The following is a 16,323-nucleotide window of genomic DNA, read 5'->3' on the forward strand; positions in this document are numbered from 1 at the left end:
CGATGAATTACCTTGAGATACAAGTTGCCACTGAAACCAGCGACTATCCCAGCGAGCAGCAGTTTCAGCACTGGGTGGACACCGTGCTGACCGATCGGAGCCAGGACAGCGAAATCGTTATTCGTCTGGTCGATGAAGCCGAAAGCGCCGAATTAAATCAACAGTATAGACATAAGCAAGGTCCTACGAATATACTCAGTTTTCCGTTTGAAGCCCCCGAGGGCGTCGAACTGGATTTGCTCGGCGATCTGGTTATTTGTGCGCCGTTGATAGCCCAAGAAGCTAGCCAACAAAACAAGCAAACTTCGCATCATTGGGCGCATATCACACTACATGGGGTATTGCATTTGTTAGGTTATGACCATATAGAGGACAGCGAAGCCGAGGAAATGGAAACGCTGGAAATTAAACTATTGAACATGTTAAATATAGCAAACCCTTATCAGGAAGAGAGTCCGCAATGAGCGACGGTAACCCCCCGAGTAGTCAGTCCCATCAGAAAAGTTTGCTGGAACGCATCAGCCATTTTCTGACTGGGGAGCCGCAGGATCAGGAAGATTTACTTGAAATTCTACGGGAATCCGAAGAAAAACATCTGCTGGATTCCGATTCGTTGAGCATGATCGAAGGCGTCATGCAAGTCTCGGAACTGCGGGTGCGGGACATCATGATCCCCCGTTCGCAAATGGTGGTGGTGCCGAGAGACGCCGAGCTGGAAACCATTTTTCCGTTGGTCATCGAGTTTGCCCATTCCCGTTTTCCGGTAATTGAGGAAGACCGCAGCAAGGTCGTCGGGGTGCTGTTGGCCAAGGATTTACTGGGACACGTATTGCGCGATAAAACCATCAAGGTCGAGGACGTGATGCGGCCCGTTAGCGTGGTGCCGGAAAGCAAACGTTTGAATGTGTTATTGAAAGAATTCCGCACCGAACGCAATCACATGGCGATCGTGGTCGATGAATATGGTAATGCCGCCGGACTGATCACCATCGAAGACGTGCTGGAACAAATCGTCGGCAAAATCGAAGACGAACACGACGAAGACGAAACCCGCGAATACATATCGCAACGCAGCGAACGCGAGTTCATCGTCAGCGCGTTGACCCCAATCTCCCAGTTTAACGAGTATTTTTCCGCCGACCTGGAAGATAGCGACTGCGATACCGTGGGCGGCTTGATCTTGCAAAGGCTCGAACATTTTCCGAAAAAGGGCGAGAAAGTCGAGTTGGAGGATTTTTGTTTCGAGGTGTTGCGGGCCGATAATCGGCGGGTGCATCTGCTGAAATTGAAAATCAAATAAAGCAAAACGCCGGATCGAATCCGGCGATTTAGTGTGTGGTCATGTATTTGATTCCCAGCAAAGGCTTGCAGGCTCAATAGGCTACGCTGCTGGGCGCGGGCGTAACAGCCGTTCAAACTCCTCGGCGGGCAATGGTTTAGCAAACAAAAAACCCTGGCCGAAATCGCAGTCCGCCTCCAGCAATAAATCACGCTGCCGCGATGTTTCTATGCCTTCGGCGATAACTTTCATGCCCAGTTTATGCGCCATCACGATGATGGCTTCGCACAGTGCCATGTCGTTGGAATGAGGCGAAAGATGGCTGACGAAGGAGCGGTCGATTTTGATGTAGTCTATATCGAATTTCTTTAGATACGCCAGCGACGAGTAACCGGTGCCGAAATCATCCAACGACACTTTAATGCCGGCTTTGCGAAATGCCGACAATATCTCGGTGACTTCCTGATTGGCGTCCAGCAGCAGGCCTTCGGTGATCTCGATGACGACACTGTCTCCCGGCAAGCCCAATGACTGTAAATGATCCAGCCACAACTGGTGTTGATTGATGTTTTTGAAAAATTGCAGCGGCGATTTATTGACGCTGATTTGGAATTGTGGAGAGTATTGGGCTCGCCATTCAGCCGCCTGGCGGGTAGCCTCCTTAAATACCCAGTCGCCGATTTCGCCAATGATCCCTATATCTTCGGCAATCGAAATAAAGTTGTTCGGATTGAACAATGCACTGTTGGTCGGATGTAGCCAACGTAGCAATGCCTCGGCTTTGCGGATCTCGCCCGTTCGCAGATTTACGATGGGCTGATAATATAATTTGAATTGATCGTCGGCCAGGGCATGGCGTAAATCGCCGGCGGTTTGCATCTTAACCATGGCCGCCTCCTGCATCGAGGCGGTAAAGAAACTGTAGCGGTTACGGCCCTGATGTTTAGCCGCGTACATCGCTTGATCGGCGTTTTTAATCAAGGTGTCGATGTTGTCGCTGTCTCTGGGGTAATAGGTGATGCCGATACTGGCCGACACATAAGCCTGTTTATCCTTCAGTTGAAACGGTTCGGCCAATTTTTGCAGAATAGTCTGAATGATGCGTTCCACGCCGGATAAATCCTCCAGTTCGTCCAGTATCAGGGTGAACTCGTCGCCGCCCAACCTGGCTACGGTATCGGATTCCCGCACGCAACCGAGCAGGCGGTGGGCCGCATCGGTCAGCAACAGATCGCCCATGTCGTGCCCCAGGGTATCGTTGACCTCTTTAAAATGGTCAAGATCCAGCAGAATCAAGGCCAGCGGCAACCCGGTTCGATGCGCTTTCTTCATCAGCAAGGTCAGCCGGTCGTGAAACATGCGGCGATTGGGCAGGCGGGTAAGAGGATCGAAGTTGGCTTGTTGCCAGATCAGTTGTTCCGACTGTTTTTTCTGAGTAATGTCTTCGACGATGGACCAGATATATTGCTGACCATCACTGTCGCTAATCAAAACCCCATTCAGTCGAATCGGAATTCTATGGCCATCGCGATGTAGATATTCTTTTTCATACGGGCCGTATTTACCCGTTTCCGATAAGGATTGAAGCTGGAACATTTCCTGTTGTTCATATTCCTGGGGGGTCAACTCCCAATAACTCATTTGGTTGAGTTCTTGCAAACTATAGCCGACCATATCCAACAAGGCCTTATTGGCCTCGATATAACGTCCATCCGTGGCATTTTGCGCGATGCCCAGGGGCGACATCGCAAACATGGTCCGCAGCTTTTCCTCGCTGGAACGCAATATCTGTTCGGCTTGCCTGCGTTCGGTGATGTCGATCGCAATACCGATCGCCGCATGGGATGTTCCGGTATGATCCTTCAGCCGCACTTGATTGACTTCCAACAAATGCTGGCGTCCATCGCTGAAACTGACGATTTCCTGACGAGGTTGGGCATCGCTTGCGACCGAATGATTATCGTCAAGCTGCAGCAAATGGGCCAGACGCGGGTCGGTAAAAAAATCTCGGTCGCTAATACCCAATGCGGTCTGAAAGGTTTTGTTTAAAAACCTGGATTCGCCATCGCTTCCGACTAGCCAGATGCCCAGCGGCAAGTTGTCGAGGATGGTCTGCAACTTGGTTTCGGAGGCGTGCAGCGCCGCGACTTGTTGATTCAATTTGGTGATCATCGTCGAAAAACTGGTCGCCAGATAGCCGATTTCGTCGTTTCGGTGGCTCGGTAAATCGGATAGCGGCTTGCCCGGTTCGAATTGGGCGACGGTCTTGGTCATCAAATTCAGCGGCTTTGCCAGAATGCGGGCCAGTATCACTGACATCAATACCGCCAGTACGCTGAACAAGGCGGTGACTTGAATCACGTTGACACCCAGGGTTTCGCTTTCGGCCAACACCTTCTCCAGCGGGGTATACAATCCCAGCATAACCATGCGCCGCGCATCGGCCGATCCGAACGGAACCCGCATGAAAGCCGCAAGCGCGGCCCCGCCGGATATGGCTTCGGCGCCGGTCGTGATTACCGCGTGCTCTTTTTCACCATTCAGCAGCGCCCGGCTGGCCTGGATGTCGTCTTGAATCAGAAATTGCCGTCCTCGTTCAAACGCAAAAGTTTTAGTTGGATCGGGATGAATCAGGTAATCGCCATGGCTGTTAGTCAGCAGAACCTTGATGTTTTCAGGCAAGTCGGCGCGTATTCGGTTGAACAGGTCGTCGAGATTGACGTTGATGACAATAATGCCCAGTTGTTTATGGTCCTGGCTAGCGATAGGCGTGGCGATTCTGACCGTCGGTTTGCCGAAGCCGAGATGGGCGCCCAGCTCCTGATTCAAATTGATTTCGGAAACATACAGTTGTCCGGCCGGCAGACGCATAGCCTCGAAAACATAGGGGAAATGATTTTTCTCCTGTAATTGATTGCCGGTGACGATTTTGATGCCGATCAGATCGCGGTCGACCCGCACCCGCTCCTTGCCGTGATTGAGGCCGTCTATCAGCCTGATTTGCGAGTATTCCGGCCGGGAGGCCAGTAAGCTGGAAAAAACCGCCGCCAGTTGCTGTTCGGTTTTCGGATTGGCCGATGGCTCGATGCTTTGCAAGGTCAGCGGTAGCGTTTCGATGAATTTGACGTCGGCGGCAATCTCAGTTAAGGCGTCGGTGAAACGGTGAGCCAAAACTTGCGTTGCGGTTAGTAATTTATCCCGCGAGGATTGGATCAATAATTCCTGGCTGCGGCCGTGGATGTAATAACCGAATAGCCCGATGGATAAGCTGCCGAAAAGCGCAAGCCAGAAACCGAGTTTAATGCCTACGGTTAATTTCATGGATTAAAATGTCTCGGGGCTGTCGCCTGAAATGATGCGGTCCCACAATTCCTTCCGTTTTATCGGTTCCGCCAAGGGTTCCAGCCAGATGATCTTGTCGTTATGCCGGCTTTCCGGAAACGGGGTAATGGTGTTGGCGAGCCCGTGCTTGTCGGTTAATTGTTGGCTGATGGTTTTTTCCAGCATGAAATCGATCCATTGTTCGGCCAATTTCTTGTTGCCGGCTTCCGGCGTGATTGCCCAGCAATCCAGCCAGGCCAGCGCGCCTTCCTTCGGAATAATGTAACCGATGTCGGCACCCTGTTCGCGCAGAGTTTTGAGTTGCTGGGCGCCGTAATTGCCGAAAATCAACGCGATGTCGTATTTGGCAAATAGCGCGGCGGCTTCCTCGGCGGTGGCGTAAAAGGTCAATACATTGCGGCGCAGGCCGATTAATTGCTTGGCGGCCTGCCCGAGTTCGGCGTCATTCATGTTGAAAGGATTTTGCACCCCCATCAGCAGGCCCACGACCGAAAAGTTATGATTGCTGGCATTAAACGCCAGCACCCGGCCGCGATAGTCGGGGTCCCACATCGCGGACATCGAGTCCGGAATGGTCTTGACGGTTTTTCGGTTATAGATCAACCCCATTTCCGAATAGGTATACGGAATGGCGTAAACATTGTTGTGATGCACCAGGCCGGGAATCTCGGCCAAATTGAGGAAGCGCGGCAGTTGGCCGGCATGGTTGGGGATGTTGCCCAGATCTATCGGTACCGCCAGATTGTGCTTGATATAGCGTTGTAATTCCGCCGTGTTGACGGCGAATACATCGAATTTACCCGTGCTGATTTTATGCCAGAGGTCGTCGTCCGAACTGACGGAGGTTACCTCGACTTCAACCTTGAAGCGCCGTTCAAACATTGCGACCACATTGGCATCGGCATAGCCGGGCCAAGCCAGCACCCGCAAGGTTGTTCCCTCGGCGCGAACCTTGCCCGGTTGGGCAAGTATCAGCAGTAGGGCACAAAGACTATGAAACAGCCATTTCGAAAGCTTGGTGTTCATATCGGACAGCACGGTAATTAATTGCCAACGCCACCCGGTGGGGTGGGGGTAGTTCAAGCTTGCAGGGTCGACATGTCGATTACGAACCGGTATTTGACATCGCTTTTCAACATTCTTTCATAGGCTGTGTTGATGGCTTGAATCGGGATTAATTCGATGTCCGAGACAATGTTATGTTGAGCGCAAAAATCCAGCATTTCCTGGGTTTCGCGGATACCGCCTATCAAGGAACCCGCCAGTGTCCGGCGCCGGAAAATCAGATTGCCGACACTGGGCGTCGGATGCGGACTATCCGGTACACCGATCAGGCACAAGGTGCCGTCGCGTTTCAGCAAGGTCAGGTACTGGTCCAGATCGTGCGGGGCGGCTACCGTGTTCAGAATGAAATCGAAGCTTTGCGGATGTTGTTGCATCTGGTCTGGGTCGGTTGAAATCACCACTTCATCCGCGCCCAGACGCAGGCCGTCCTCGACCTTGTTGGGCGAGGTCGTGAATAACACCACATGCGCGCCGAAGGCATGGGCGAATTTAACGCCCATGTGGCCCAGGCCGCCAAGACCGACGATGCCGACCTTGTGACCCTGGCCGATGTTCCAGTGGCGTAACGGCGAATAGGTGGTGATGCCGGCGCACAGCAAGGGTGCCACGGCGGCTAGGTCGAGCGAGTCCGAAATACGCAGCACGAAGCGCTGGTCGACCACAATCTGGTTGGAATAACCACCATAGGTCATTTTGCCTGTATGCGGGTCGGGACTGTTATAGGTAAACACCGTTTGGTCGCAATATTGTTCCTGATGGTCCCGGCATTCCGGGCAGGTGCCGCAGGCATCGACCATGCAACCGACACCGGCCAGATCGCCTTCCTGAAAGGCGGTGACTTTGCCGCCGACTTGGACCACTCGGCCGATGATTTCATGACCCGGCACGATGGGATAGCTGGTGCCTTTCCATTCGTTGCGGGCTTGGTGGATGTCGCTATGACAGACGCCGCAATACAGAATTTCGATCAGCACATCCCCAGGACCAGGGTCGCGGCGGTCGAAATGGTAAGAGCGTAGCGGCGTTTGCGAGTTATAAGCCGCATAACCGTAACTTTTTAGCATGTCCGTGACTCCTCAAAAGACAGTAGGACGCAGTTGAAGGCCGTATCGGCCAACCGGCGGCGCCGGCGTAAACAGTTTACCCGGAGCCGGGGGCTTATCGTAAAAGAAGTTAGCAAACCGGCATCGGAAAGTTGGGTCATGGATTGGTTCCGGTAAGGATTCCGCAAGCGTGCAATCGAAAAAGGTGCCGGCATCAATCAGCTCGCTCGACTTTGATCAGTATTCGCAGTTCGTGTTTGCCGGTGCCGACATTCAAGCCGTTCATGCCTCGGCTATCGGAATCTTCACGAATGCCGCTGCCGCCGATTTCAATCCATTCGCCGAGTCTGGCGCGGACCGATGTCTGGATATTTTGAGTTTCCAGGCCGCCATTAGTCAGAAAACGATCCGACCACGGCGCAATCTCTATCATCACCTGATCGTTGCCTATCAGCCGAGGCGTGGCGGCAAAACCGCTGCTGGCTTCTTGCATTTGGGTGCTGCTGGCCACCCCCGGATAACCATAGCCGGAATCGTAAACCGTGATGTTTTGAACCGGTCTGACCGCTCCCACCTGGATATGGGCGGCTTGGCCTTCCAAGGTGCGTAACTGTTGCGCCGTTTGCCGGCTGTCCAGGTCACTGGTGTCGCCGACCATGCCTTGCATTCGGGTGGTCGAGCGCGAGATGGCAATGGCGGCTTCGGCGTTGAGTTGTTCGGCGGATCGATGGCTGCTTTGCAACACCGAGATGGTCAGATTATGCAAACGGGTATCGAGCTGCTTGACCAAGCCGCGTAGGGTTTGCATGCGTTCCGGGTTGGTTTTGACGATCAGGTTGAAACCGTTGCCGTTGACCACCTCGCCGGCTTCCAGCAAGGGAAGCAACAAGGGTTGAATCTCGGAGGCGGGGCGGTTGCGTAGTTCGAGGACTTCCATCACGCTGTCGTCGGCGATTACTTGGTTCTGAAGCAAGAACAGGCTGAGTACGGCGAATAACAACCGCTGGCGGAAAGATTTAATCCGGGAAGGTTGCCTGGATGCGGATTCAGCCGCGGGTAGCCGGAAGAAGGCTGAAGCCTTGCATCGGCTTGGCCCGCTATCGGGCCAAGCGGGTGCCGGGATACTCCGAGGGTTAGATTTCACGGTAGAGCGCCAGATACTGATTGGCACTGTTTTCCCAGGAAAAATCCTTGCTCATGGCGTTGCGCTGCAACTCCTCCCACAGAGGTTGGTTGGCATGCAAAACCAGAGCGCGCTTGATCGTTTCCATCAGCGCGCCGGGGGCCGCTTCCTTAAATACAAAGCCGCTGGCGCTGCCGTTTTTGATCGTATCCGGCAGCGCATCGACCACGGTGTCGGCCAGTCCGCCGGTCTTTCTGACGATAGGCAAGGTGCCGTAACGCTGGCTATACATCTGGTTCAGGCCGCAGGGTTCGAAGCGGGACGGCATCAAGAACATGTCGGAGCCGGCTTCGATCAGATGCGCCAGATTTTCATCGTAACCGATGGTGATGGAGATTTTGTCCGGATACAGGCGAGCAAAATCCTGTAATCGCAGCTGTATACTGTTATCGCCACTGCCTAATAAAGCGAACTGCAAGGGCATGCCGGTCATTTCCTTTAGACAGTTCAGCACCAGATCGATGCCTTTCTGATCAACTAGTCGGCCGATCAGACCGAACAGCGGCAGTTCCGGGTCGATCGGCAATCCGAGTTTTTCCTGCAATGCGGTTTTGTTGTCGACCTTTTTTCCCAGGGTCTTGCTGGAGTAGTTTCGCGCGATGTGAGGATCGGTTTCCGGATTCCACACCGAGTCATTGATGCCGTTGATGATGCCGGACAGCGTGTGTTGGCGGTGGGCCAGCAAGCCTTCCAGGCCGTAACCGAATTCCGGGGTTTGTATTTCCTGGGCGTAGGTCGGGCTGACCGTGGTGATCCAGTCCGAATAGCTCAAGCCGCCCTTGATAAACGACAGCATGCCATGGTATTCCAGACCGTCCGGATGCCATAACTGGCCTGGCAGATTCAGCAAGGTGTGGGCATTGCTGGGAAAAACACCTTGATAAGCCATGTTGTGGATGGTGAACACGGTGGCTGGCCTATGCTCCTCCAGCGACAACAGGGCCGGGACCAAGCCGGTCTGCCAGTCGTTGCAATGCACCACGTCCGGCTTCCAGTCCAGATAAGCCCGATTCATCGCCACTTCGGCCACGATTCGGCAAAACAATGCAAAACGGTCGCCGATGTCGTGCCAGGGAATGCCGTTTTCGTCGGTGTAGGGATTGCCCGGATGATTGAAGAAGGCGGGGTAATCGACCAGCCAGACGATGACGTTGCTGTTCGGTAAATGGGTTTCCAGCAAATTGACGTCGCAGTTGTTAACCCGCACGGTACACAGATAGCGGCCCGCTTCGCAGTTCCTGATGGACTGGTAATTGGGCATGATCACGCGCACATCCTGGCCCAGGCTGGTTAGCGCGATCGGCAGGCTGCCGGCCACATCCGCCAGTCCGCCGGTTTTGATTAATGGATGGGTTTCGCTGCTGGCGAAGAGTATTTTTTTCATGATCTAAAGTGTTACATTTTAAGAATAATCCCGGCCAAGGGAGGCAGGGTCACCGTAATGGAATGTTGCAAGTTCATCCAGGGCTGCGGTTCGGAGTGGACGTGGCCGTTGCCGAGATTGCCGCCGTCGTAGTATTCCGAATCGGAGTTGAAGATTTCATGGTAAACCCCTTCCCTGGGTACGCCGATCCGATAATTTTCGCGCGGAACCGGGGTAAAGTTAAGGATCACGATCAAATCTTCGTTGGCGGATTTGCGCCGATAACTGATGATGGACTGTTGGTAATCGTGGCAGTCTATCCACTCGAAGCCGTGATGGTCGAAATCGAATTGATACAAGGCCGAATGGCTGGCGTAGAGTTTATTCAAGTCCTTGACCAGGGTTTGCACGCCCCGATGATGGGCATAATCCAGCACATACCAATCCAGATCGCGGTTGACGCTCCATTCGGTGCCTTGGGCAAACTCGCAGCCCATGAACAGTAATTTCTTACCTGGATAAGTAAACATCAGGGTATACAGTAGACGCAAATTGGCGAAGCGTTGCCATTCGTCGCCCGGCATTTTGTTGAGCAGCGACTGTTTACCGTGCACGACTTCGTCGTGCGAGAACGGCAGCACGAAGTTTTCGGTAAAGGCGTACAGCAGGCCGAAGGTCAACGAATCGTGGTGGTAGGAGCGGTGGATGGGTTGTTCCTGCATGTAATGCAGAATGTCGTGCATCCAGCCCATGTTCCATTTCATCGAGAAACCCAGGCCGCCGGTCCAGGTCGGACGGGTCACTTGCGGCCAGGAGGTCGATTCCTCGGCCATGATCACGGTGCCGGGATGCTGCTCGTGGGTGACGGCGTTCATGTGGCGAAGGAAGTCGATGGCTTCCAGATTTTCGTTGCCGCCGTACATGTTGGGTATCCATTCGTTGGCTTCGCGGGAATAATCGAGGTACAGCATCGAGGCCACCGCGTCCACCCGCAGACCGTCCAGGTGAAACTCTTCCAGCCAGAAGAAGGCGCTGGACAGCAGGAAGTTTTTCACTTCGTTGCGGCTGTAGTTGTAGATCAGGGTGCCCCAGTCGCGGTGCTCGCCCTTGCGCGGGTCTTCGTGTTCGTACAGCGGCGTGCCGTCGAAGCGGCCCAGGGCAAAACTGTCTTTCGGAAAGTGGGCGGGTACCCAGTCCAGAATCACGCCGATGCCGTTTTGATGGCAATGGTCGACGAAGTAGCGGAAATCGTCCGGGTTGCCGTGTCGGCTGGTGGGGGCGAAATAGCCGGTGGTCTGGTAGCCCCAGGACAGGTCCAGCGGATGTTCGGTGATCGGCAACAATTCGATATGGGTAAAGCCCATCATCTTGACGTAATCGACCAGCCGGGTCGCCAGCTCGCGGTAATCCAGGAAATTACCACGCGGATCGCGTTGCCACGAACCTAGATGGACTTCGTAGATCGACATCGGGTTATGCAGCCAATCATGCTTGGGCCGGCGTTCCATCCATTCGCCATCTCCCCAAGTATAACTGTCCTCATTGACGACAATGGCGGCGGTCTGCGGGCGGAATTCGAATTGTTGGCCGTAGGGATCGGTCTTGACCAAAACTTGGCCGCTGTGAACGTTACGAATTTCAAATTTATACAAGCAGCCGGTGGTCAATCCGGGAATGAAAATTTCCCAAATACCGCTGCCGCCCAGATTACGCATCGGATGGCAACGGCCATCCCAGCGGTTGAAGTCGCCGATCACGCTGACGCGTTCGGCATTGGGAGCCCAGACCGCAAAGTAGACGCCGTCGATGCCGTCAATCCGATGCAGATGCGAGCCCAGTTTTTGATAAATATGCCAATGTCTGCCTTCGGCGAATAAATGCTGGTCAAACTCGGGCAGGACCGGTCCAAAGCAGTAAGGGTCGTAATCCACGTGGTCGTGGCCGTCCTTGTCGGTCCAGCACAATTGGTAGTGGTCGGCAATCTCATCCTTGGCGGGACGGTATTCGAATAAATCGGTTCCGGGGAGGCGTTGCATGTCCGGACCGCTTTTGCCGATTGTAACGGTTTCGGCGTAAGGCAGGAAGGCTCTGATCACGCCGGCATCCTTCACGAAATGGCGGCCCAGGACGGAAAAGGGATCGTGATGTTTAGCTTCGATGATTTTTATCAAGTCGGAATCAAGCGTGTTTTTTTTGCTTGGTTTGGTCATTTTGCAACGCCTCAGTTATAGTTAAGTTCGTTAGAAGGGGGAGTAGCAATCTTAGGGATGATGGGATTTCAACATCGGGACGCTTGGTTTTTTACTTTTGGGTGAAGAGTAACGATAATGGGCCAGCGCGGCAAGTGGAAGTCAAAACAAATCTGCCGAGAGCGGGTCTTTGCCAATCTCGGCAGTTGAAATAGTTTATTCGGAGAAAAAAATAATGTTAGTCGTCAACTCACAACAACCGCAGAGACGGATCAATGAATTAACCCGCAACACCATCGCCTTGATCTTGGCCGGTGGGCGAGGATCCAGGCTCAAGCAAATGACCGACTGGCGTGCCAAGCCCGCGGTACCTTTCGGAGGTAAATTCCGTATCATCGACTTCCCGCTATCGAATTGCATCAATTCCGATATTCGTAAAATCGGTATTTTGACGCAGTACAAGGCCGATTCGCTGATCCGCCATGTACAGCAAGGCTGGGGCTTCCTCAGGGGCGAGTTCGGCGAGTATGTCGATCTGATGCCGGCTCAGCAGCGGCACGATGAACACTCGTGGTATCAGGGTACCGCCGATGCGGTTTTTCAAAACATCGACATACTGCGAGCCAGAAATCCCGAGTTCGTGTTGGTGTTGGCGGGCGATCATATTTACAAAATGGATTATTCGGCCATGCTGGCGGACCATGTCATCAACAAGGCCGATTTGACTATCGGCTGTATCGAGGTGCCGCTGGAGGAAGCCCGAGCCTTCGGCGTGATGGATGTGGACGATAACCGTAGGGTCAGGGCGTTTGTCGAAAAACCCGAAAATCCCCCGCTGATGCCGGGCCGTGAAAATACGGCGTTGGCCTCGATGGGGATCTACGTATTCAATGCCGGTTTCCTGTTTGAACAACTGATCAAGGATGCCGATTCGAAGGGCTCCAGCCGCGATTTTGGTAAGGACATCATTCCCTCGGTGATCGAGAAATACCGGATCAATGCCTACCCGTTTTTGGATTTGCAAAGCGGACAGCAAAGCTACTGGCGCGATGTGGGAACCATCGATGCCTACTGGGCGGCAAATATGGAGTTGATCGGCGTCAAACCCGACCTGAATTTATACGACAACACCTGGCCGATCTGGACCTATCAAGCACAAACACCGCCGGCCAAGTTTGTATTCGACGATGACGATCGCCGTGGCCAGGCCATAGATTCCATGGTTTCGGGGGGCTGTGTGATTTCCGGGGCGACGGTGCGCCATTCCTTGCTATTTTCCGAAGTTAGGGTAAATTCCTATAGCGAAGTGAATGACTCGGTGATTTTGCCCGAGGTCAATATTGCCAGGCATTGCCGCATAACCAAGGCCATCGTTGAAAAGGCCTGCCAAATCCCGGAAGGAACAGTGATAGGCGAAGACAGAGCGGAAGACGAAAAACGTTTTCAAGTCAGCGAGGGCGGGGTGGTGTTGGTAACCCCAGAGATGTTGGGTCAGAGACGGCACTATGTCAGATAAGACTCTGAAGCTGGTGCTATGTTGGCATATGCACCAGCCGGAGTATAGGGACAGGCATAGTGGCGAGTTCAAACTGCCTTGGACTTATCTGCATGTAATCAAGGATTATGTCGACATGGCCGCGCATCTTGAGGCCGTGCCGACAGCCAAGGCGGTTGTGAATTTTGCCCCGATCCTGCTGGAACAGATCGAGGATTATTCGAATCAGGTCAACAGTTTCTTGCAGGACAGGATTGCGATCAAGGATCCCTTGTTGGCGGCGCTGGTTGAGCCGAGCGTCTCCGCCAATTCCGAAAAACGTTTGAAATTGCTGCGCGATTGCCGCAAAGCCAACCGTCAGCGCCAGATTGAACGTTATCCGATGTTTCGGAAACTGACCGAAATGGCGGAGTGGATTCAATCCCACCAGGATGCGGTAAATTACATCAATGCCCAATTCGTTACCGACAGTCTGGTCTGGTACCATTTGGTCTGGATGGGCGAAACAGTCAAATTGACCGATTACAGGGTTCAGCGCCTGATAGAAAAAGCCAGTGGTTTTTCCTTGCATGACAGGATAGAGTTGCTGGAAGTGATAGGCGATTTGTTGTCCAAGGTTATGTACCGGTATAAATCGTTGGCCCGCAAAGGCAGCGTCGAATTGTCGGTCACCCCTTATGCTCATCCCATCATGCCGCTGATGTTGGATATTAATAGTGCGCTGGAAGCCATGCCAAATGCGCAACTGCCGGGCTTGAAGACATATCCCGGCGGTGAGGAAAGGGTGCGCTGGCATTTGGCCAAGGGCGTGGATACGTTTAAACATTTCTTTGGCTTCGAACCTCTGGGATGTTGGCCATCCGAAGGTAGTATCAGCGAGGATACGCTGAGGTTATTATCCGACTACGGATTTAACTGGACAGCCAGTGGCGGTAATGTACTGCATAATAGTCTGCACGCTTCGGGCATTTCCGGCATAAGTTCGGTGCACCATCCTTTCAGGTTGTTGTCCAGCCATATCCCCTGTTTTTTCCGGGATGATGGTTTGTCGGACTTGATCGGTTTCGAATATTCGAAATGGCACGCGGACGATGCGGTGGCTGATTTGATCCAGCATTTGGAGACTATCGCCGATTGCTCGGACGCGGGATCGGTGGTCTCGATTATCATGGATGGCGAGAATGCCTGGGAATATTTTCCCGATAACGGCTATCATTTTCTGAGCGCTTTATATCAACGCCTAGCGGATCATCCTCGAATAGAATTAACCACCTTTTCCGAATGTTTGCGGCAAGATGTGGTTATAAAATCCTTGCCCAAATTAGTCGCGGGCAGTTGGGTTTATGGTACGTTCTCGACCTGGATCGGTGATGCGGATAAGAATTGCGGTTGGGACATGCTGGGAGATGTCAAAAAAGCTTTCGATAAGGCGGTTTCCAGCGGCCGGCTTTCGGAGTCGGATCAGGCGATAGCCGAAATGCAGCTTGCCGTGTGCGAGGGTTCGGACTGGTTCTGGTGGTTTGGGGATTACAATCCCGGTGAAGCGGTCAGTGATTTCGAGAAACAATACCGGCTTAACCTATCCAATCTGTATCGGCTGTTAGGTGAAGACACGCCGGCATATTTGGCTTTATCCTTTACTCAAGGTAGCGGGGCGCCCGCTATGGGTGGTGCCATGCGGCGCGGAAACGAAATTTAATTTAATACAGGAAATAATGAATGCTCATCCTCGATGAACGCCGCGCCGGAGTCTTGCTACACATCAGTTCTTTGCCAGGGAAAGGTGAATGTGGCGACATGGGGCAGGAGGCATTCAATTTTATTAATTTCCTGCATGATGTGGGGGCAAGCGTCTGGCAGACTTTACCGTTAGGCATGCCGCATGGAGACGGTTCCCCCTACCAGTGCCTTTCCGCTCATGCCGGTAATCCGGCGTTTATCAGTATTGCTTGGCTCGACAAAAAAGGCTGGTTGCCGGCCAGGGAGCATTGTTCCGATTGTCCGCGCGGGCAGACCTTCTGGAAGAACTGCATGATCGGCAAAGCCTATTACGGCTTTCAGGTTTCGGCGGATAAAGCCGACCAACAAGATTTTCAAAATTTTTGTCAGGAACACGAGGCTTGGCTGGAAGATTTTGCGCTGTTCATCGCTTTACGCAATGTATTTGGGCATAAATCCTGGAATCAGTGGCCGGATGCGTTGAAACAGCGGCAGCCGCGAGCACTGAAGGAGTCGAGGCGCCTGCTGAGAAGTGTGATTGAAGGCATCAAGTTTGAACAGTATGTGTTTTTTAAACAATGGCACGAATTGAAAGCCTACGCCGAAGAAAAAGGTGTACTGCTGTTTGGCGATATACCGATTTTCGTGTCCTACGATAGCGCGGATGTCTGGGCTAACAGGGATGTGTTCAAGCTGAATAAAGCCGGTGAAATGGAAGTGGTGGCCGGCGTGCCGCCGGATTATTTCTCCGAATTCGGACAGCGCTGGGGCAATCCGCATTATGACTGGGATTACTTGCGCCGGACCGGTTATCGCTGGTGGCTGGACCGGATCAAGAGCCAGAACGAAATGTTCCATATCCTGCGAATTGATCATTTTCGCGGTTTGGAAGCGGCCTGGGAAATTCCGGCTTCCGAAAGCACCGCGATTAATGGCAAGTGGGTCAAGGCGCCCGGCAGTGAACTGCTGAAAGCCATTCAACTGGAATTTCCGGCTCTGGCCTTGATTGCCGAGGATTTGGGTATTATCACCGAGGAAGTCGAGGCGCTTAGGGATGATTTCGATTTACCCGGCATGAAAATTTTGCAATTCGCCTTCGATGGTCATGCCGACAATCCCTATTTGCCGATGAATTTTTCGCATAATAGTGTCGCCTATACCGGAACCCACGATAACGATACCACGCTGGGCTGGTTTAACAGTTTGAGCGATCCCGATAAGCAAAGGGTGTACGATTATTTAGGCTGGTCCAGTTTGCCCATGCCTTGCGCGTTAGTGCATGCGGTATTGGGTTCGCCCGCCAATCTGGCGATCATTCCGATGCAGGATATTTTACGCTTGGGTTCGGCGGATAGGATGAATACGCCGGGTACCACAGAGGGTAATTGGCGCTGGCGATTCTACTGGTCTCAATTGACCGAGGAAAATGCCGGAAGGTTTGCTCATTTCATCCGGCTATTTGGAAGGCATCTTTAAAGTAATGTTCATGAAGCCCCGGCATCACTCCATCCATGAAAGTAGCCCCCTAGGCGCCTAGGCGTGGTTGCTTGCCGGACGGGCCGCCGTGGCTACGTCCGTCTAGGCTCGATAGAGGCATCCTTGCCGCAAGCGCCTGCCCAACATGCAACCGAGCGCCCCATTTTTA

Annotated in this window: 11 protein-coding genes; 5 read left to right on the forward strand and 6 right to left on the reverse strand. The window is 53.1% G+C overall.

Going from position 1 to position 16,323, the window contains the following annotated elements; genetic code table 11:
• Nucleotides 1–2: 2 nt before the first annotated feature.
• Nucleotides 3–464, forward strand: coding sequence for an rRNA maturation RNase YbeY (gene ybeY / locus IVG45_RS01940; RefSeq protein WP_196436218.1), 462 nt, complete (start codon nt 3–5; stop codon nt 462–464).
• Complete coding sequence (locus tag IVG45_RS01945; protein ID WP_196436219.1) at nt 461–1,300, forward strand: HlyC/CorC family transporter; 840 nt, start codon at nt 461–463, stop codon at nt 1,298–1,300. The genes ybeY and IVG45_RS01945 overlap by 4 nt, the downstream gene beginning before the upstream one ends.
• A gap of 81 nt (nt 1,301–1,381) precedes the next feature.
• On the opposite strand, the gene IVG45_RS01950 is transcribed toward IVG45_RS01945, so the two are convergent.
• The 6 genes from IVG45_RS01950 to glgB all read right to left on the reverse strand — a co-directional run bounded on the left by IVG45_RS01950 (nt 1,382) and on the right by glgB (nt 11,485).
• On the reverse strand, nt 1,382–4,600 hold the full coding sequence (locus IVG45_RS01950; protein ID WP_196436220.1) for a bifunctional diguanylate cyclase/phosphodiesterase: 3,219 nt from the start codon (nt 4,598–4,600) through the stop codon (nt 1,382–1,384).
• Nucleotides 4,601–4,603: 3 nt separating this feature from the next.
• Nucleotides 4,604–5,647: an extracellular solute-binding protein gene (locus IVG45_RS01955; RefSeq protein ID WP_196436221.1), complete on the reverse strand. Its 1,044-nt coding sequence runs from the start codon at nt 5,645–5,647 to the stop codon at nt 4,604–4,606.
• 53 nt (nt 5,648–5,700) lie between these two features.
• Nucleotides 5,701–6,750 (reverse strand): NAD(P)-dependent alcohol dehydrogenase, encoded by a 1,050-nt coding sequence (locus tag IVG45_RS01960; protein WP_196436222.1) that lies wholly within the window; start codon nt 6,748–6,750, stop codon nt 5,701–5,703.
• A gap of 193 nt (nt 6,751–6,943) precedes the next feature.
• Nucleotides 6,944–7,702 carry a type II and III secretion system protein gene (locus IVG45_RS01965; RefSeq protein ID WP_230874720.1) on the reverse strand — a complete coding sequence of 253 codons (759 nt, stop codon included), beginning with the start codon at nt 7,700–7,702 and terminating at the stop codon, nt 6,944–6,946.
• Nucleotides 7,703–7,862: 160 nt separating this feature from the next.
• Complete coding sequence (glgA, locus tag IVG45_RS01970; protein WP_196436223.1) at nt 7,863–9,296, reverse strand: glycogen synthase GlgA; 1,434 nt, start codon at nt 9,294–9,296, stop codon at nt 7,863–7,865.
• A gap of 11 nt (nt 9,297–9,307) precedes the next feature.
• On the reverse strand, nt 9,308–11,485 hold the full coding sequence (gene glgB / locus IVG45_RS01975; protein ID WP_196436224.1) for a 1,4-alpha-glucan branching protein GlgB: 2,178 nt from the start codon (nt 11,483–11,485) through the stop codon (nt 9,308–9,310).
• 214 nt (nt 11,486–11,699) lie between these two features.
• On the opposite strand from glgB, the gene glgC reads away from it, so the two are divergent.
• The 3 genes from glgC to malQ are packed head-to-tail and all read left to right on the forward strand — an operon-like array spanning nt 11,700 to nt 16,154.
• Nucleotides 11,700–12,980, forward strand: coding sequence for a glucose-1-phosphate adenylyltransferase (glgC, locus tag IVG45_RS01980; protein WP_196436225.1), 1,281 nt, complete (start codon nt 11,700–11,702; stop codon nt 12,978–12,980).
• Complete coding sequence (locus tag IVG45_RS01985; RefSeq protein ID WP_196436226.1) at nt 12,970–14,658, forward strand: glycoside hydrolase family 57 protein; 1,689 nt, start codon at nt 12,970–12,972, stop codon at nt 14,656–14,658. The genes glgC and IVG45_RS01985 overlap by 11 nt, the downstream gene beginning before the upstream one ends.
• A gap of 20 nt (nt 14,659–14,678) precedes the next feature.
• Nucleotides 14,679–16,154: a 4-alpha-glucanotransferase gene (gene malQ, locus IVG45_RS01990; RefSeq protein ID WP_196436227.1), complete on the forward strand. Its 1,476-nt coding sequence runs from the start codon at nt 14,679–14,681 to the stop codon at nt 16,152–16,154.
• The last annotated feature ends 169 nt before the right edge of the window (nt 16,155–16,323 follow it).

The sequence above is a fragment of the Methylomonas sp. LL1 genome (assembly GCF_015711015.1).
Taxonomy (GTDB): Bacteria; Pseudomonadota; Gammaproteobacteria; order Methylococcales; family Methylomonadaceae; genus Methylomonas.